We start from the raw sequence: 16,612 nt of genomic DNA, 5'->3' as shown, positions 1-16,612 counted from the left end.
CCATGGGCGTCGTCATCCTCCTCGTCATGGCCGCCGGCGTAGGCCTCATGCTCACCCGCAGACTCCCCACCGCCTTCGCGCTGGTGCTGCTCGCCGTCGTGATCGCCTTCCTCGCCGGGGCCCCGCTCACCGGCAAGAACAGCGTGCTGGACACGGTTCTCCAGGAGGGCGCGCCGACCCTGGCCGCCACCATGATCGCGATCATTCTGGGCTCCTGGCTGGGCAGGCTCCTCGACGAGACCGGGATCGCGGGCACGCTCGTCCGCAAGATCGTCGAGTTCGGCGGCGACCGCCCGACCGTCGTCGCCCTCGGCGTCCTCGCCGTGTCCGCACTCGTCGGGACGGTGACGGGCTCGGCGCCCGCCGCCATGCTCGCCGGGATCATCGGCATCCCCGCGATGATCGCCGTCGGCGTGCCCAAGGTGACCGCGGCGGGCACGGTGCTGATGGGGATCGCCGTGGGCATCCCCTTCGAGCTGCCGCTGTGGCAGTTCTTCTCCACCGCGCTGGAACTTCCGGTCCCGACCGTGCGCGGCTTCATGGTGAAGCTGTTCCCGTTCGCGCTGGTCGCAGCCCTCGCGTTCGTCGTCGTCGAGACGCGGCGGCGGGGCACGGAGCACGCCTGGTCGCTCAAGTCACTTGATTCCAGGTCTCGTTCACGGCGTCAGGAGCTGGGCGACGCGCCCTGGTACGCGCTGCTCGCCCCCGCCGTCCCGCTCGTTCTCGCCCTCGGCTTCGAACTCGCCATCATCCCCTCCCTGTTGGCGGGCGTCCTGTACGCGCTGGTGACCACCACCCGGCCCGGCGAGATGAACAAGCGGCTGCTGCGCACCCTGTACGGCGGCTTCGAGGTGGCGGCCCCGCCGCTCGTCCTGTTCATCGCCATCGGCATCCTGCTCGCGGCCGTGAAACTGCCCGGCGCCGTGGAGGCACTCGAACCCCTCGTCAAGGCGGTCAGTCCGCAGCACCCCGTGCTGTTCGTCCTCGTCTTCACGCTGCTCGTGCCGCTGTGCCTCTACCGCGGCCCGCTCAATGTGTTCGGGCTCGGCGCGGGCATCGCCGGCGTCCTCATCGCCGCCGGGATCTACCCCGCGGTGGCCGTCCTCGGCATGGCCACCTCGTACAACCAGGTCTTCGGCGTCGCCGACCCCACCAGTACGCAGACCGTGTGGAGCGCCCAGTACGCGGGCGTCACTCCGCAACAGGTCATGGTGCGCACGCTGCCGTATGTGTGGGCGGTCGCCCTGGGCGGCCTGTGCGTCACGGCCGCCACCTATCTCTGACCCCACCCCATGTCCTTGGAGCCCCCCGTGCACGAGCACCCACACCACCTCGACCGGCGTCTCTTCCTGCGCGCCGGGGCCGCCACCGGAGCCGCTCTCACCGTCGGCACGACGCTGGGCGCGCAGCCCGCCGCCGCGGCACCCGCCGGATTCCCCGACTACTCGTTCGTGCGCACGCTTCTGACGCCGTCTCAGCTGAAGTACAACCCCACCAACGAGATCATCTTCCCGTGCATCCGGGGCGTCTACGACAAGCTCGGTTCGCCCCTCGGCCGCTACTACCTCTACTACGCGCCGCACGACCCGCCCGGCGGCATCTGCCTGGCGTACGGCGACTCGCTGGAGGGGCCGTTCACGGAGTACCCGGCGAACCCGATCGTCTCCAACAAGTGGGCGGGGCACTACTCCGTCAGCCATGTCTCGTCGCCCCACGTGCTGTGGAACGCGGACCTCAAGGAGTTCTGGCTGTACTTCCACGGCGAGAACCACACGACCCGCCTGGCCCGCTCGGCCGACGGGATCCACTTCACGTACGACAAGGTCGTGCTGTCGAAGTCCATGCTCCCGGCCGGCACCACGGAGACGTCGTACGCCCGGGTCTTCCGCCACGACCTGCCCGCGCGCGGCGCGCGCTACGTCATGGTCTTCATGCTCAACAACACCACCAACCACCGGGACATCCACTGGGGTTGGTCCGCGGACGGCCGTACCTGGACGTATGACCAGCAGCCGCTGATCCGGCACACCGACGTCGGGGCGGTCAACGTCGGCGGTCCGCACCTGCTGTACCGGAACAACAGCACGTACGTCGTCTACAACAAGGACAAGTCCAGCGGCGGCGACATCATGATCACCGAGGTCGGCAACGACTTCGGCAAGCGCGCCCACCTCGGCGTCTTCTACAACTCGCACAGCGCGGCACCGGAGAACGGGCGCGCCGCCGCGCCTTCCTTCGGCACCGACGGCGGCGTCCCGTACATGATCTACGAGGCGGGCGAGCGCCTCTCCGGAGCCATCGCCGTGGCCCGGGGCTGACCGACCCGGCCAACCGCCGTTCAGGATCAGCCTGTTGCCGTGTCACGGCTGTGCCACGGCGGTGTCCTGAACGGCTGACGGCCGTGACCTCAGGGGCCTGCGGCCCCTCATAACCGGTGACTCACCCAGTGAGCCCCACCCCTCGAAAGGAACCACCCCTGATGAACCGCCACCTGCGCAAGGCCGTTTTCGCCACCGTTGCGATCACTGCCGGGCTGCTGATGACGGCGTGCCAGAGCGGCACCGACGCCGACTCGTCCGGCAAGAGCGGAACGGGCGCGACGGCCGGCGCGGAGAACGCGTCGGACTCCAAGGACTCGAAGGGTGTCAGCGGTACGTTCAAGGACGGCAAGGTCACCTATCTCGCCGCTGGCAAGTACATCGTGACCGTGACCGGCAAGGACGCCCAGCAGTTCCTGGTGGCCGACGGCACCGAGGTCTACGGCGTCGGCACGATATGCGGCGTGTCGGGGTCCAAGGTGGACGCGCCGTGCACGCTGGAGGAGTTGGAGACGGCCGTCAAGAAGGGCGCCGTGAACGCCGACGTGGAGATGAAGGACGGTGTCGCCACCCTGGTGACGGAGCGGCGTGCCGCACAGCAGGACAGCGGCTCCGGGTCGTCGTCGGGCTCGTCGACCGGCTCATCCTCCGGCTCGTCCTCCGGTTCCTCCGGTTCCTCCGGTTCCTCCGGCTCGTCGTCCTCGTCCTCCGGTTCCGGCAGTGGTTCCGGCTCCGACTCCGGCTCCGACTCCTCCCGCGAGACCGTCGTCGAGGGCGTCAACGGGGGCAAGGGCGTCAACGGAACCTGGTTCGGCCAAGTGACCTTCGTGGCGCCGGGCAAGTACTCGGTCTCCGACCTGAAGGGCAGCGAGCAGCTGTTCCTCGTGGCCGACGACACCAAGATCATCGGTTACGACGACATCTGCGACGCCGTGAACACCGGGCCGGGCGGCGAGGGCGGCGTCGAGTGCACCGAGGCCCAGCTGGAGAAGGCGGCCAAGAAGGGCTTCAGCGCGGAGGTCGTGATCAGCAACGGCATCGCGACGACCATCCGCGACGACAACTGATCCACACGCCGACAGACTCCCGAGAGGGCTACGAGGTCGAGCCGAAGTCCTGGGTCCAGTAGTAACCCGGCTGGGCCAGGCCGATGCCGATCTCCTTGTAGCCGCAGTTGAGGATGTTCGCCCGGTGGCCGGAGCTGTTCATCCAGCCGTCCATGACGCTCTCGGGGGTGGTGTACCCGGCGGCGACGTTCTCGCCGGCCGACCGGTACTTGTACGCAACGCGCGAGAGCCGGTCGGTCAGGGACGAACCGTCGGAACCGGTGTGGGACATGTTCTGGTGATCGGCCATGTCCTGGCTGTGGTCCTGCGCGGCCTTGGTGAGCTTGGCGTTCTCGGTCAGCGGCGAGCAACCGGCCTTCGCGCGCTCGGCGTTGACGAGGACCAGCACCCGCTCCGTGGGGCCGGGATCCGCGGCGGCGGTGGCGCTGGGACTGCTGCTGGGCTCCGCCGCCGCCGGAGAACTCGGCGCCGACGTGGATTCGTCGGACGGGTCGGCGACGGGCGTGACGGTCGGGCTGCCGGATATCGAAGCCGACGGGGACGCGCTCGACGCGGCGCCGGAGGGAGACGCGCTCGGGGTGCCGGACGCGGCGGCAGGCGTGGCGGCGCCCGAAGCGGAGGCCGACGCGGAGGCGGAGACCGAGGCCGACGGCGAGGGGGTCGGGCCGGTTCCCGGGCGCGCCTTGCCCCATCCCCACCAGGAGAACGAGACGACGCTCCAGCCTTCTGAGTCGCCGCTGCTCGCCTGGGCGGCGGAAGGAATGGCGACGGCGCCGACAGCCATCACGACGGCTGCGGCGCCGGCTATCTTCCGGCGCTTCGATTTCTGGCGACGCTTGCTTGTACGAGTCGTACGGGTCATGCGGGTCATAGGTGGCCTCATTCGAACTCGCCGAATTCGCCCGATGTTTCGACATCAAAGGCGGCGGGCCGACCATCGGCCCCCTGGCGAGCCCGGTCATTATGTGGACCCCTCGGCGCGCGGGGCAATGAACACCCGCGCCGCCGTCGGACGCTCGCTCCGGGGTTTCCCCGGGCCGCGAGGGGCTGCGGATCCAGCCGTTCCCGCGCCTTCCCGGAGGCCCGGAACTCGGCCGTGACCAGGCCGAAATCGAAACTCCCCCGACCCCCGCCGTCGGCCCGATCGGCGATGTGAATTACCTGCCGATGACGGCAAGCTCCCGATTGGGGCTCAAAAGCGAAGAGTCATTGCCTTCGACAGTCAGGCATTCATCGCTATTGCCGACCATTCCGGGCGTGACACACATCACTGCAATTCGAGGTGTGCGGAGTTGTGCCCCGGCTGTGAATGCGGACCGCCCAATTTTTTCGACCTCAGGACGGCAACCTTCTGACGCCGGGCGGCGACCAGAGAGAGAACCGCTCCGCCTATTGGACAGCCTGACGGGCTTGCGGTTCCGCCGGTTCCGCCGGCTGCGGTGCATCGGCCTTCGGTTCCGGCCGGGCGAGCGCGGTCGTCCGTACGTAGGCGTAGATCACCGAGCTCATCGCCAGGACGAGGAGGGGACCATAGATCCACGGGTGTCGGGCCAGTTCCAGCGACAGATAGCGGTAGGACAGCAGGAGCGCGGCGAAGACGGTCGCGCCGTAGGCGACGAGCCGGATGCCCGCGCGGTCCCAGCCGCGGTCGTACGCGCGCAGGGCCGCCTCGATCGTCAGCGTGAACACCACGCCGGCCAGGAGGTCCGCGCCGTAGTGGTAGCCGAAGCCCAGCGTCGCGGCGAGCGTGGCGACCAGCCAGAAGGCGCCCGCGTAGCGCAGCGCCTTCGGGCCCTTCCGGGTATGGATGAAGATCGCGACGGCCCATGCCGTGTGCAGGCTGGGCATGCAGTTCCGTGGGGTGATGTCGTCGAACGGCATGGGGTGCGGGGTGTTGACCTGCGGCAGCGTGTGCGGCCACACATCGGCCACCGCCCACTGCGCGGTGGAGTGCGCTTCCGCCCACAGGCTGACGGACGCCCAGTGCTCGGTGCCGTTGCCGTAGGCGAAGATCGGACCGACCACCGGGAAGATCATGTAGAAGGCCGGCCCGATGAGGCCTATCGCCAGAAACGTGCGCACCAGGTGATGGACCGGGAAGCGGCGCTCGACCGCCACGTTGCGCAGTTGGTAGAGCGCGACGAGGACCGCGGCGACCGGGAGCTGGCCGTAGACGAAGTCCAGGGCGTTGAAGCCGATCGGTCCGCTCGCCGTGACGATCCGGCCCACCAGCCACGACGGGTCGCCCAGCGCGTGATCGGCGGTCGCCACGTACTGGTCGAACACCGTCGGGCGGGTCTCCGAGGTGATGAGCAGCCAGGTGTCGCCGGTCTTGCGGCCGGTCATCAGCAGCAGGCCCAGCGCGGCGCCCTTGAGCAGCAGAACGCGTTCGCGGCCGGTGCGGCGCGTGACGGCGAGGACCGCACAGCCGAGCGTCACCCACAGCGCCCCGTTGCCGAAGGGGTGCCCCTCGGTCACCTGGATGCCGGCCGCCCAGCGGACCGCCAGGAAGACGAGGTCGATGCCGATCGCGGCGCCGATCGCGACGAACCGCTGCGGCCAGGTGAACACCACCAGCATCAACGCCATGCTGGCGTACAGCAGACCACCCGATTTAGGGGGGAAGATCACCTCGCGCACCTGGCAGGTGATCGGCCCCGACAGGCCGTAGTGACGTGCGACGAACTCCAGCGCGACGAGGAATCCGAGGACCGCGACGCCCGCCACGGCCCAGAGTCTCGCCCGTGGTCGACGCCACACGGCGGACGCCGTCCTCCAGGTTATTCGCGCGCTCCGCGAAGAGCCCTCAGGTGTTGTCTGTATCAATTTCGGCCGCTTTGTTAGGTTTGGGTCATGTCGGGGGCGGGTTCCGTCCGTCACCAAGACGGAAGGACGGCCGTCCGGGTTCCGGCCGCGTTCCGGAGCCGTTCTGAAGCCGTTCCGGCGTCGTTCCGGCGTCGTTCCTGGTTTCGTTCCCGCCCGTCGGTCCGCCCGCGAGCGAAGCACAGCGCATCTGCGCAGGTCAATAGCCGTGTGACGGGGAACGCGCCGCGATGCGGAACCCAGGACCCGTCCTAGTCGTTGAGGCGCAGGATGAGCCGCAGGGTGTCGGTCAGTACGGCGGTGGGGACGGTCGGGTCGGCGATCCGCTGGACGCCGAGTCCGATGCCGAGACCGAGCAGGGTCCGTGCGGCCTGGTCGGCGGGCATGGCCGGTGAGACGCCCAACTCCTGGGCCAGCGCGTCGAGGAGTTGGGCCAGCATCTCGTGGATCATGGCGGCGCGGGCCGCGATCTCCCGCCGGAGCTCGTCGTCATGACGGGCGCTGGTGAGGAACTCGACCTCCAGCGTCGTCCAGGCCTCGTCCCCGATGTGCTCCTCGCCCCAGGCGGCGAAGGTCGCCAGGCGGTCGTCGATCCTCGCGTCGCGCATGACGGAATCCGTGAGCAGCGTCAGCTGTTCGGCGCGGATGTCGTCGAGGACGGCCAGGCACAGGTGGTCCTTGCTGCGGAAGTTGGAGTACACGGCGCCCTTGGAGTAGCCGGCCGCCTCCGCGACGTCGCTGAGCGAGGTGGCGCCGTAGCCGTCGCGGAGGAACAACTGCCGTGCGGTGGCGACGAGCCGCTCGCGAGTGCGTTCCTGACTCTCGGCGCGGCTGAGGCGGGCCATGTCTCGCTCCCTCTCCCGAGCTCCTGAAGCTCTCGGATCCTAACTCCGGTTCGGGCTGTCCAGCGCATTCGGATACCGCTAGTATCCCGATCTCGTCGGTATCCCGAATGGGCGGAGACCTCAGTGACCGCAACGGGCAAGCGAACGGCCCCCTTAACGACCCCTTTCACGTCCCCTTCTACGGCCCCGTCCAGAGGGCTCCCCACGCCCCCTTCCCGAGGGCTGGTGCTGGGCTGCGGCGGAACGCTCGGCGCGGCCTGGACGATCGGCGCCCTGCACTCGCTCCAGCAGGCCCTGCGATGGGACCCGCGCGAGGCCGAGGTCTTGGTGGGCACCTCCGCCGGGGCCGAGGTGGCGGCCCTGCTCGGCGGCGGCATCGGCGTGGCGGACCTGCTGGCCGCGCAACTGGCCGCCGGGCAGGCCGCCGGGCACAACGAGCGGTCGGACGTCCGGCGCAACGCCCGGTCGGACGCCCGGCGCGACGACCGGTCCGACGACCGGTCCGACGTCCGGTCCGACGTCCGGCGCGACGTCCGGTCCGACGCCGGGCACGACGTCCGGTCCGACGCCCGGCACGACGAGCGGCGCGAGGCCGGGCACGACGCCCGGCACGACGTCCCGTCCGACGCCCGGCACGACGCCGGGCGCGGCGACCGGCGCGACGTCCCGTCCGCGTTGGTGCGGCACTTCGCCGCTGCACCGCGGGCGGTGCCGCCGAGGCCTGCGGCGTTCCCCGGGTCGCCGGGGCTGGCGCGCCGGGCCCTGCGCCGCAGCGTTCCCGTGCTGGCCGGGCTGTCCGGCATGCTGCCGCAAGGGCGGGGCGACAACGGCCGGATGGCCGCCCTCGCGGACTTCCTGACGCCCGCCGGACAGTGGGTCCGGCATCCCGCGACCTGGCTGGTGGCCACCGACTTCGACACGGGCCGGCGCACGGTCTTCGGGCACCCCGACAGCCGACCGGTCGCCCTGCGGGACGCGCTCCGCGCATCCTGGGCGGTACCGGGCTGGTTCCCCCCGGTGCGCATCGACGGCCGGCGCTACGCGGACGGCGGCATCCTCTCCACCGCCTCCGCCGACCTCCTGGCGACCGGCGGGCTCGACGAGGTCTACGTCGTCGCGCCGATGAGCTCGCGCACACCCGGACCGCGCACCGGACCGGGCCGGGCGGAAGCGCTGCTGCGCCGCGTCATGACCCGCACCCTCGACGCGGAGTGCGCGGCCTTGCGGGCGGCGGGCGTCCGGGTCGTCCGGATCGAGCCCACCGCCGCCGACCTGGAGGTGATGGGCGGCAACTTCATGGACCCCCGCCGCCGTCTGACGGTGCTGGAGACGTCCCTGCGCACCACCCGCGCCGTCGTCCGCGACGCCGTGCACACCGCCGACGCCCGGACAGGAGCCTGAGATGCCGCACCCGGAGAGCCCCGACAGCCCCGACAGCCCCGCCGTGGCCGTCGTCCGCGAGACCCATGACGTCGAGGCGCTGATCATCGGCAGCGGGCTGTCCGGCATCGGAGCGGCGATCAAGCTGCGCGAGGCCGGAGTGCGCGACCTCGTCCTCGTCGAGAAGGCGGACGACCTCGGCGGCACCTGGCGGGACAACACCTACCCGGGCTGCGCCTGCGACGTCCCCTCCGCGCTGTACTCCTACTCCTTCGCGCCCAACCCGGAGTGGACGCGTGCCTTCGCCGGCCAGCCGGAGATCCGCGCCTACCTCCACGACACGGCCGCCGCGTACGGCATCACCCCGCTGGTGCGCTTCGGCACCGAGGTCACCCGGGCGCAGTGGAACCCGCGCGAGGCGCGCTGGGACGTCGAGACCACGCGCGACCGCTACCGGGCCCGCTTCCTGATCTCGGCGGCCGGCCCCTGGCACGAGCCGCTGCTCCCCGAGATACCGGGTCTGGACGATTTCCCCGGCGAGGTCTTCCACTCCTCGCGCTGGCGCCACGACCACGAGCTCGCCGGCGCACGCGTCGCCGTGATCGGCAGCGGGGCCTCGGCCGTGCAGTTCGTCCCGGCGATCCAGCCGCGGGTCGGCCGGCTGCACCTGTTCCAGCGCACCGCGCAATGGGTGCTGCCCAAGCCCGACCACCCGGTGCCGCGTGCCGAGCGATGGGTGCTGCGCAGCGTCCCGGGGGCTCAGCGCGCCCTGCGGAACGCGGAGTACGCGGCGCTGGAGGCGCTCGGCGTCGGCTTCCGCCGCCCGGGTCTGCTGCGGGCCGTGCAGAAGGTGGGCACCCTCCATCTCAGGGCCACCGTCAAGGACCCGCGGCTGCGGCGGGCGCTGACCCCCGACTACACCCTGGGCTGCAAACGGCTGCTGCTCTCCAACACCTACTATCCGGCCCTGACCCGGCCCAATGTCAGCGTGCACGCCACCGCGGTGGAGGCCGTCCACGGCAGCCGCGTCATCGGGGCCGACGGCAGCGGCGCGGACGTCGACACCATCATCCTGGGCACCGGCTTCCACATCCTGGACATGCCCATCGGCCGGCGGGTGTTCGACGCCGACGGCGCCAGTCTCGACGACCACTGGCAGGGCAGCCCGGACGCCTACCTCGGCACCACGGTCAGCGGCTTCCCCAACGCGTTCGTCCTGCTCGGGCCGCACCTCGGCACCGGGCACTCCTCCGCGTACATGGTCCTGGAAGCGCAACTGGGCTACATGGCGGGCGCGGTCCGGCACTTCCGCTCGGCTGGCTGGGCCGCCATGGACGTACGGCCGGAAGTGCAGGCGGCCTTCAACGCCGAGGTCCAGCAGGCGCTGCCGTCCACCGTCTACAACGCGGGCGGCTGCGCCAGCTACTACCTGGACGACAACGGCCGCAACAGCTTCAGCTGGCCGTGGTCGACGGGCCGGATGCGCCGACGCCTGGCGCGGTTCGACCCCGAGGCCTATACGGCCAGTACAGCCACCACAGCCACGTCGGACACCGATGGGCAATACACACTTGCATAGAAGCAACAGCTTCACCTGCACCACCAGTTTCATAGCATCGGACCTCAGCGTGACGACCGCACTCGCGAACGCCTCGGCGGCCATGCGGCCCTGCAACGGCGGCGTCCACGTGACCGACCGGACCGCCGGCGGGCGAGTGTTCGCGGCGATCGAGAACAGCTCAGTGGAGATCGACCTGTCGGCGAGCAGGTCCACGAGGCCTGGGAGCACCTGACGTCCTCCCTGCCGAACCGGCTCTGGGCTTGCCGGGGGAAGTCGGCCGCGGTGCGGCAGCGCCCTGAAGGGGCGCGGGGAACTGCGCGACCAGCCACGACGGCGCCGCAGCAGAACGACGGCACATCGCGGCACTTCCAGCGGAGCACTTGCCCACCGTCGGAGTGCCGAACTCGCGGTGTGCACACAGGTGTTGGGCGACGCGCCGACTGCCGACCCCCGTGCCGGATCGAGGCACGTCCGTGCGATTCTCGTTTGTCGGCCGGTGTACGGAACCGGTGCGGGGGGAACGGGAAGTCAGGCAGGACATGCAGAACAGATCAGGGGCCGCGCACGGCGGCGGGCGGGCGAGTCGACGACGGTTCCTCGGGCTGGTCACGGCGGGGGCGGCGGCCGTCGGCACGGCCGCCATCGGCCGGGCCGCCGTCGCCTCGGAACCGGCCGTGGCGGCACAGACGTTCACCTCGCAGGCCGACATCGACCTCCGCAAGGGGGTGATCGCGGGCATCCTGGAGGCCGCCGACCCGGCGGCCGTCGCCGCCTGGATCACCGGCACCGGTGCCGCCCCCGACGGCATCAAGCCCGAGACGGACGCCCAGGTCGGCGCGCTGGCCGACGCCGCGGCGGCCGAACTGGGCGTCGACCGCGGCGCGGTGGTCGTCTCCTTCGTGCGCAACGCGGCGACGCAGCGCCTGATATGGGACCGCAAGTACGAGTTCCTGCGCACCGGTTCGGGCGGCGCGGGCAGCTTCGGCATCATCACCGCCGAGGTGCGCGCCGCGTACCCCGACCAGCTGGGCGCGGCCCTGCAGTGGAACCCGGACAACGACGCGCACCGCTCGGTGTGGGAGTCCCTGACCTCCGAGGTCCGCCAGGTCGAGATCCTGCGCACGTCCACCGCGCCCGGCGTCTCGCGCCACCATCTGGGCACCGACGCGGACTTCTTCAACACCAGGCCCCAGGACTGGACGGACGACGGTCCGGAGGCCGCCAAGTACCGCTGGCTGCGGGCGAACGCGGCCCGCCACGGCTTCCTCCAGACGTACACGGCCCAGTCGGCCGCGACCCCGCCGGCGATCACCGAGGAACGCTGGCACTGGTCGTACGCGCCGGTCTCGGGGGCGGCCCTGGACTACATCCGCGCCCACCAGGACGTCATCGGCGCCTCGCTCGCCGGACAGTGGAGCTACGACCCGGCGCGGTTCACGTACATCGAGGCCCACTGGCGCGACTACATGTTCCATGTGAACGAGACGGCGTACTTCGGCTGAGACCGTCAGGCCCGTCGGTCAGGCCCACGGGGTCTGGGGGGCCGTCCGCTCCTGGACGGCCCCTGCCGCCTCCGCCCGCGCACGACGGCTCGCGACGAGCCCGCCCGCCGCGCCCAGGGAGACCAGGCCCATGCAGGCGGCGCCGACGATGCCCTTGACGCCGTCCATGGTGAAGTACATGGCCGCGGCCGTGCCGGCGTTGAAGAGGAACAGGAACCACAGCGTGCCGGGCCGGCCCAGGAACGCCTTGATCTTCGGCTTCTTCGCGATCCGCGAGCCGGCGACGAGCGCGACGACGCCTCCGGCCGCGGCGACGACGTTCTTGGCGTCGCCGTCCACGACGGCGCCCGCGGCGGCGCTCGCGACGAGCCCGACGGCGAAGGCGCCCCACAGGAGGACGTTCGCGACGAACCGCTGGACGGCGGCGAAGAAGGAGTTCGCGGACTGGGCGTGCTTCATGGCAGGGACCTTCCGGGACGACTGCGGGGACGGGACTCGGGGTGTTTCGGATCTCTCCGATCCGCTGTCCACGATCCCGACCGGCGCGCTCCGCAACGAGGGAGCGGCCTCCCGAACCCGGGGTGTAGCCCGCTACACCCTCAGCCGCCGAGCGAGAAGGACGTGCCGGTCGTCGCCACCGTGTGGAACCACTCGGCGTCGGACCTCTTGAGGTCGATCCAGCTGTGGCCGTCGCCGCCGGCGTCGTCCTTGTGCACGTCGAAGGCGAAGCTGAAGCCGACGTAGACCCGCTGGTCCCGGGCGTCGCGCAGCTCGACCGCGTAGGTGATGTCCAGCACGTGGCGGGAACCGTCGGACAGGTCGGTGACGGTCAGCGCCTTGGTGTCGTACTTCCGGTACACGGTGAGCGGGCCCGTGAGCCCGGCGGGGTCGATGTACTCCGAGGACAGCCCCAGGGTCCGGTCCTCGACGGTCAGCGTGCGCCGGTCGAGGTCCAGCGTGCCGACGGGCACGGGCACGGGTGCGGACGGGGACGGGGGCGGGCCGGCGGGCTTGGCGGACGGGGTCTCGCGCTGCTTTCCGACTGCGGCCCCGGTCCCGGTCCCGGTCCGCTTGCCGTCCTCGTCGGCCGTGAAGTCCGCGGTCAGGGCGAAGGCCACCAGGGCGAGGGCCGTCGCGGTCGCGCCCAGCGCGGCCGTCAGACGGCGACGGGCTCGGCGGACGGCACGGGCTCGGACCTCGGCGCCGGAGAGGACCGGCGCAGTCTCGGCCTGTGCGGCGAACTCACGCAGTGCGATGGAGAGTTCGGCGGAACGTTCGGTGGAGGGTTCATCCGACAAGGCCGCCCTCCTTCCGCACCGGGTCGACCGCTTCGGCCGCCTCGTCCGCCGTCAGATGTCTCGCCAGCGCCGCCCGGCCCCGCGACAGGCGGGCCTTGACCGTCCCCACGGGCGCGCCGGTCTCGGAGGCTACCTGCTCCACGCTCAGGTCGCACAGATGGTGCAGGACGATCGCCAACCGCTGTGCCGTGGGCAGTTGGCGCAGCGCGGCGACGAGCGCCGTGTGCTCGGGGCCGGGCCCGGGGGTGGACTCGGGCGGCGGGGTCCGGCCCACCAGTTCCAGCCAGCGCCTGGCCCGGCGCCAGCGGCTGACCGCCAGCCGGGTGGCCACCGTGCGGATCCACGCCTCGGGCGCCTCGTCGGCGAGGAAGTGCTGCCGCCGGTCCCAGGCCCGGACGAACGCCTCCTGGACGACGTCCTGCGCCTCCACGTGATCCCCGGTGAACGCGGCGAGCTGCCCGGTCAGACGGGGGAACGCGGCCGTGTAGAAGGCGTCGAACTCGTCTTCGGTCATGCCCCCCGCCGGAGTCTTGGAAATCCGTGCAACCTGGCCGCCCCGCCGTGCGTACAGGTCCCGTAGGTCGGGCCCATCGAAACACAACACAACCCACGGGAAAGACGATGAACACGAGTCCCAGGTTCAAGGGGCCGTCCCCCGGGGCCGGGCTGGACGCCCGGTCCCGGGGGACGGTCACGCGGAATGCGGCCGGGGGGTCAGCCCCAGGTCGCTTCGAGCTTGGCGTAGTAGCCGCCGATGTAGCCCCCCGCGGTGGGGTGGAACACCGAGGCCGGGTCGGTCAGGTCGTTGATCCACGGGTCGGAGCCGCACGCCCCGTGGTCCTTGAACTCGGCGCGCATGTCCAGGAAGTGGACCGGCTCCTTGTCCGCGGCGGCCTGGGCGCCCTCGGCCAGGGCGTCGGCGAACGCGTTCATGTAGGTGCGCTTGTCGGCGCTGAGGTCGATGACGGGGCAGGCCCCGGTGGTGGAGATCGCCTGCGGGTAGCCGAGGACGGTGACGGTGGCGTTCGGCGCCTTGTCCTTGACCTCCTTGTACAGCGCGGCGAGTTCGTCGACCAGCTGGTTCTTGGCGTAGTAAGACATCCAGTCGGTGGCCGTCTTGCAGTACGCGTCGTCCTGGAAGAGGCAGGCCTGGACCACGCTGCTGAACTGGGCGTCGTTGCCGCCGACCGTGAGGGTGACGAAGTCGGTGCCCTCGCTCAGCGCGGACAGCTGGTTGGCCCGCACGTCCGCGATGGTCGCGCCGCTGCACGAGACGTCCTTGAGCGTGTACTCGTCGTGCACGCCCGCCCACAGCGCCGGATAACCGAGCGCGCTGCGCTTGCAGTCACCGCTGTCGCTGTCGTAGTGACCGGCGCCGACCCCGGAGGCGTACGAATCCCCCAGAGCCACATATTCCAGTTCTCCCGCCGCATGGGCGGGGGCACCGGAGAGCGCCGCAATTCCGGCGCATGCCATCGCAGTGCTGACGACGGCAGACTTCAATTTACGCATGAGTTCCTTCAGACGGATTACGTGTCACAGCATCCCGAAGGTAACCGCGCCTCGTTGCTCAGGAATTGTCGGTCTGTTGTCCGGTCTGTTGTCCGCAATCGACTTTTATTCAGAAAGACGTGCGGCCGTCGGTTGACTCCTTTACGGGCGCGCCACGTAAGTAACTGCAGTAACCGCGTTCCTTTCAACGCCCAGGAGGTGGCCGACCGTTGACCTCACGACACCCACACGCACCCGCGATGCGGTTCGGCGTGCTCGGCCCCGTCGAAGTCCTGAAGGGCGGCGCCTCCCTCGACCTGGGCCCGCGGCAGCGCCGGTTGCTGCTGGTGCGGCTGCTCATCGAGGACGGCCGGCCCGTCTCGCAGGACACGCTCTGCCGTGATCTGTGGCCGGCCGACCGGCCGACGGGCGCCGCGTCCTCCGTGCGCGCCCACATCAGCCGGCTGCGCGCGGTCCTCGACCCGGTCCGCCAGGGCCGGTCCACCACCTTGGTCAGCGGCCCGGCCGGCTACGCGCTCAAGGCGCCCCGCGAGGCACGCGACACGGCGCTCTTCGAGGAGTCCGTCGGCAAGGCCCGGGACGCGCTGAAGAAACGTCAACTCACCACCGCCCGCCAGGAGATCGACACGGCGCTCGGGCTGTGGCGCGGCGAGGCGCTGGCCGAGGCGGCCGAGCACGCCTTCGCGACGCGCGAGCGCACCCGGCTCGACGGCGCGCACCAGGACGCCAAGGAGCTCCTGGCCACGATCCTCGTCCAGCAGGGCGAGACGGAGCCGGCGATCGACGTCGCCGAGGACCTCGTCCTCAAGGCCCCGCTGCGGGAGACGTCCTGGGCGCTGCTGATGCGCGCGCTGTACGCGGCCGGCCGGCCGGTGGAGGCGCTGCGGCAGTACGAGCGGTTCCGCGGCATGCTGGCCACGGAGCTGGGCCTGGACCCCAGCCCCCAGCTCCGGGAGCTGCACACCGCGATCCTGCGGCACGACGTCGTCGTCCTCGGCGGCGCGCTCGCGTCCGCGTCCGCCCGGTCCCTCTCCGCGCTGCCCCCCGGGCCGGGCTTCGCCACCGCGTGCGGGCACCCGGACCTCGGCCCCCGGCCCGCCGCCACCCCCTTCGTGGGCCGGGGCGAGGAGAGCGCGCAGTTGGCGGCCCTGCTGTCGGCGGCGGCCGCGGGGCGGCCCGGGTGGGCGGTGGTGAGCGGGGTGCAGGGGTCGGGCAAGACCCGGCTGCTGGCGGAGCTGGCCGCGCGGGCCGCGGCGGCCGGGTTCACCGTCGCCCGCACCCGGGCGGGTCAGGCGCTCAGCGGGAACCGCGGGATCGTCCCGACCTGCCCCACCGTCCAACTCCTGGACGCGCTGCGGCAGGACGGCTCCGACTCCGCCCAGGACGACGACGCCCAGCGGGACCCGCTCGGCACGGTCGTCCATGAGCTCACGCAGCGGCCCACGCTGTGCGTCGTCGACGACCTCGACCAGGCGCCGCCGGGCTTCCACCGGCTGCTGAGGCGGCTCGCCGAGGTGTTGCGGGAGGGCCCGGTCCTGTTCGTGTGCGCGCTGCGCGACGGCGACAGCCCGACGTCCAGCATGCTGCTCGCGGAGCTGGCCCTGCTCGGCGCGACCTGGCTGACCCTGGAGCCGCTGACCGTCGCCGACGTGGCCGAACTCCTAGCCGCGGACGCGGCGCCGGAGGCAGCGGTGGCGGTGGCGGAGGAGGCGGTGGCGCTGCACCGGCGCACCGAGGGGCAGCCGTTCGCCCTGGCCGAGCTGCTCAAGCTGCCGCCCGGCCGGCGCACCGGGCCGCGGGCTCAGGTGCCGGCCGCGGTGCGCAACGTCCTGCACGCGAGACTCGTCGAGCTGCCGAGCGCGGCGCGCTCCATGCTCACCTACGCCGCGGCCGACGGCGAGTGGCTGGACGTCTGTCTGCTCGCCGCGGTGCAGGGCCTGGCGCGGGACGAGCTGCTGCCGTTGGTCGACGCCGCCGTGACGGCCCGGATCCTCGTCTGGGACGCGGACCCTGACGTCGGCAGGGACCTCGGCGGGGACGTCGGCCGGGACCTCGGCGGGGGCGGTCGCTACCGGTTGCCCGAGCTGGCCCGCGATGTGATGCTGAGCACACAGACTCCTTCCTCCCGACAGCTTCGGCACGCGGCACTCGCCCGCGAACTGGCGGGCCGTGAGGACGCCGATCCGGCGCGTGTGGCGCGGCATCTGCGCGCGGCGGGCCCCATGGCGCCGAGCGCGCCGACGGCGGCGGCGTCCGCCCGCGCCCCAGGCCGCTGACGGCCGGGTCGCCCCTTTTTCCACCTCCCT

At 71.5% G+C, this 16,612-nt stretch carries 15 protein-coding genes; 8 read left to right on the top strand and 7 right to left on the bottom strand.

All coding sequences use genetic code 11. The annotated features are described in order from the left end of the window. Window positions 1-2 precede the first annotated feature (2 nt). The 3 genes from ACWCPF_RS36545 to ACWCPF_RS36535 all read left to right on the top strand — a co-directional run bounded on the left by ACWCPF_RS36545 (window position 3) and on the right by ACWCPF_RS36535 (window position 3,385). Window positions 3-1,283, top strand: coding sequence for a transporter (locus tag ACWCPF_RS36545; protein WP_451049426.1), 1,281 nt, complete (start codon window positions 3-5; stop codon window positions 1,281-1,283). Window positions 1,284-1,310: 27 nt separating this feature from the next. Next, on the top strand, window positions 1,311-2,318 hold the full coding sequence (locus tag ACWCPF_RS36540; RefSeq protein ID WP_451049425.1) for a hypothetical protein: 1,008 nt from the start codon (window positions 1,311-1,313) through the stop codon (window positions 2,316-2,318). Between the two features lie 161 nt (window positions 2,319-2,479). Next, window positions 2,480-3,385: a hypothetical protein gene (locus tag ACWCPF_RS36535; RefSeq protein WP_451049424.1), complete on the top strand. Its 906-nt coding sequence runs from the start codon at window positions 2,480-2,482 to the stop codon at window positions 3,383-3,385. Between the two features lie 28 nt (window positions 3,386-3,413). Here ACWCPF_RS36535 and ACWCPF_RS36530 read toward each other — a convergent pair whose 3' ends face one another. The 3 genes from ACWCPF_RS36530 to ACWCPF_RS36520 form a co-directional block, all read right to left on the bottom strand. Beyond that, the gene (locus ACWCPF_RS36530; protein WP_451049423.1) at window positions 3,414-4,256 is read right to left on the bottom strand and encodes a CAP domain-containing protein; all 843 of its coding nucleotides are present in this window, start codon (window positions 4,254-4,256) and stop codon (window positions 3,414-3,416) included. Between the two features lie 518 nt (window positions 4,257-4,774). Continuing rightward, the gene (locus ACWCPF_RS36525) at window positions 4,775-6,112 is read right to left on the bottom strand and encodes a phosphatase PAP2 family protein (RefSeq protein WP_451049422.1); all 1,338 of its coding nucleotides are present in this window, start codon (window positions 6,110-6,112) and stop codon (window positions 4,775-4,777) included. Window positions 6,113-6,459: 347 nt separating this feature from the next. After that, complete coding sequence (locus tag ACWCPF_RS36520) at window positions 6,460-7,053, bottom strand: TetR/AcrR family transcriptional regulator (RefSeq protein ID WP_451049421.1); 594 nt, start codon at window positions 7,051-7,053, stop codon at window positions 6,460-6,462. A gap of 225 nt (window positions 7,054-7,278) precedes the next feature. Between ACWCPF_RS36520 and ACWCPF_RS36515 the strand changes: the two genes are divergently transcribed. The 4 genes from ACWCPF_RS36515 (at window position 7,279) to ACWCPF_RS36500 (ending at window position 11,496) form a co-directional block, all read left to right on the top strand. Continuing rightward, window positions 7,279-8,454: a patatin-like phospholipase family protein gene (locus tag ACWCPF_RS36515; RefSeq protein WP_451049420.1), complete on the top strand. Its 1,176-nt coding sequence runs from the start codon at window positions 7,279-7,281 to the stop codon at window positions 8,452-8,454. Window position 8,455: 1 nt separating this feature from the next. Next, window positions 8,456-10,012, top strand: a complete 1,557-nt coding sequence (locus tag ACWCPF_RS36510) for a flavin-containing monooxygenase (protein WP_451049419.1) — start codon at window positions 8,456-8,458, stop codon at window positions 10,010-10,012. A gap of 49 nt (window positions 10,013-10,061) precedes the next feature. After that, window positions 10,062-10,226, top strand: a complete 165-nt coding sequence (locus ACWCPF_RS36505; RefSeq protein ID WP_451049418.1) for a hypothetical protein — start codon at window positions 10,062-10,064, stop codon at window positions 10,224-10,226. 307 nt (window positions 10,227-10,533) lie between these two features. After that, on the top strand, window positions 10,534-11,496 hold the full coding sequence (locus ACWCPF_RS36500; RefSeq protein ID WP_451049417.1) for a D-alanyl-D-alanine carboxypeptidase family protein: 963 nt from the start codon (window positions 10,534-10,536) through the stop codon (window positions 11,494-11,496). Window positions 11,497-11,514: 18 nt separating this feature from the next. Here ACWCPF_RS36500 and ACWCPF_RS36495 read toward each other — a convergent pair whose 3' ends face one another. The 4 genes from ACWCPF_RS36495 to ACWCPF_RS36480 all read right to left on the bottom strand — a co-directional run bounded on the left by ACWCPF_RS36495 (window position 11,515) and on the right by ACWCPF_RS36480 (window position 14,204). Then, window positions 11,515-11,955 carry a hypothetical protein gene (locus ACWCPF_RS36495; RefSeq protein WP_451049416.1) on the bottom strand — a complete coding sequence of 147 codons (441 nt, stop codon included), beginning with the start codon at window positions 11,953-11,955 and terminating at the stop codon, window positions 11,515-11,517. Between the two features lie 140 nt (window positions 11,956-12,095). Then, the gene (locus ACWCPF_RS36490; RefSeq protein ID WP_451049415.1) at window positions 12,096-12,794 is read right to left on the bottom strand and encodes a hypothetical protein; all 699 of its coding nucleotides are present in this window, start codon (window positions 12,792-12,794) and stop codon (window positions 12,096-12,098) included. After that, entirely contained in the window at window positions 12,784-13,308 is a 525-nt protein-coding gene (locus ACWCPF_RS36485) for a SigE family RNA polymerase sigma factor (protein ID WP_451049414.1), read from the bottom strand. The genes ACWCPF_RS36490 and ACWCPF_RS36485 overlap by 11 nt, the downstream gene beginning before the upstream one ends. Before the next feature lie 200 nt (window positions 13,309-13,508). Beyond that, a complete protein-coding gene (locus ACWCPF_RS36480) occupies window positions 13,509-14,204 on the bottom strand; it encodes an SGNH/GDSL hydrolase family protein (RefSeq protein WP_451049413.1) in 696 nt (231 codons plus the stop codon). A 341-nt stretch (window positions 14,205-14,545) separates the two neighbouring features. On the opposite strand from ACWCPF_RS36480, the gene ACWCPF_RS36475 reads away from it, so the two are divergent. Then, complete coding sequence (locus ACWCPF_RS36475) at window positions 14,546-16,582, top strand: BTAD domain-containing putative transcriptional regulator (protein WP_451049412.1); 2,037 nt, start codon at window positions 14,546-14,548, stop codon at window positions 16,580-16,582. The last annotated feature ends 30 nt before the right edge of the window (window positions 16,583-16,612 follow it).

The sequence above is a fragment of the Streptomyces sp. NPDC001858 genome (genome assembly GCF_053594615.1).
Note: the sequence above shows the minus strand (reverse complement) of the source record. Positions and strands in the feature narration are given on the sequence as shown.

What these genes read in the sequence shown, in the direction of transcription:
- ACWCPF_RS36520 (WP_451049421.1), bottom strand. Translation starts at nt 7,053, where the DNA reads ATGGCCCGCCTCAGCCGCGCCGAGAGTCAGGAACGCACTCGCGAGCGG.
- ACWCPF_RS36485 (WP_451049414.1), bottom strand. Translation starts at nt 13,308, where the DNA reads ATGACCGAAGACGAGTTCGACGCCTTCTACACGGCCGCGTTCCCCCGT.
- ACWCPF_RS36495 (WP_451049416.1), bottom strand. Translation starts at nt 11,955, where the DNA reads ATGAAGCACGCCCAGTCCGCGAACTCCTTCTTCGCCGCCGTCCAGCGG.
- ACWCPF_RS36535 (WP_451049424.1), top strand. Translation starts at nt 2,480, where the DNA reads ATGAACCGCCACCTGCGCAAGGCCGTTTTCGCCACCGTTGCGATCACT.
- ACWCPF_RS36530 (WP_451049423.1), bottom strand. Translation starts at nt 4,256, where the DNA reads ATGACCCGCATGACCCGTACGACTCGTACAAGCAAGCGTCGCCAGAAA.
- ACWCPF_RS36500 (WP_451049417.1), top strand. Translation starts at nt 10,534, where the DNA reads ATGCAGAACAGATCAGGGGCCGCGCACGGCGGCGGGCGGGCGAGTCGA.
- ACWCPF_RS36510 (WP_451049419.1), top strand. Translation starts at nt 8,456, where the DNA reads ATGCCGCACCCGGAGAGCCCCGACAGCCCCGACAGCCCCGCCGTGGCC.
- ACWCPF_RS36545 (WP_451049426.1), top strand. Translation starts at nt 3, where the DNA reads ATGGGCGTCGTCATCCTCCTCGTCATGGCCGCCGGCGTAGGCCTCATG.
- ACWCPF_RS36475 (WP_451049412.1), top strand. Translation starts at nt 14,546, where the DNA reads ATGCGGTTCGGCGTGCTCGGCCCCGTCGAAGTCCTGAAGGGCGGCGCC.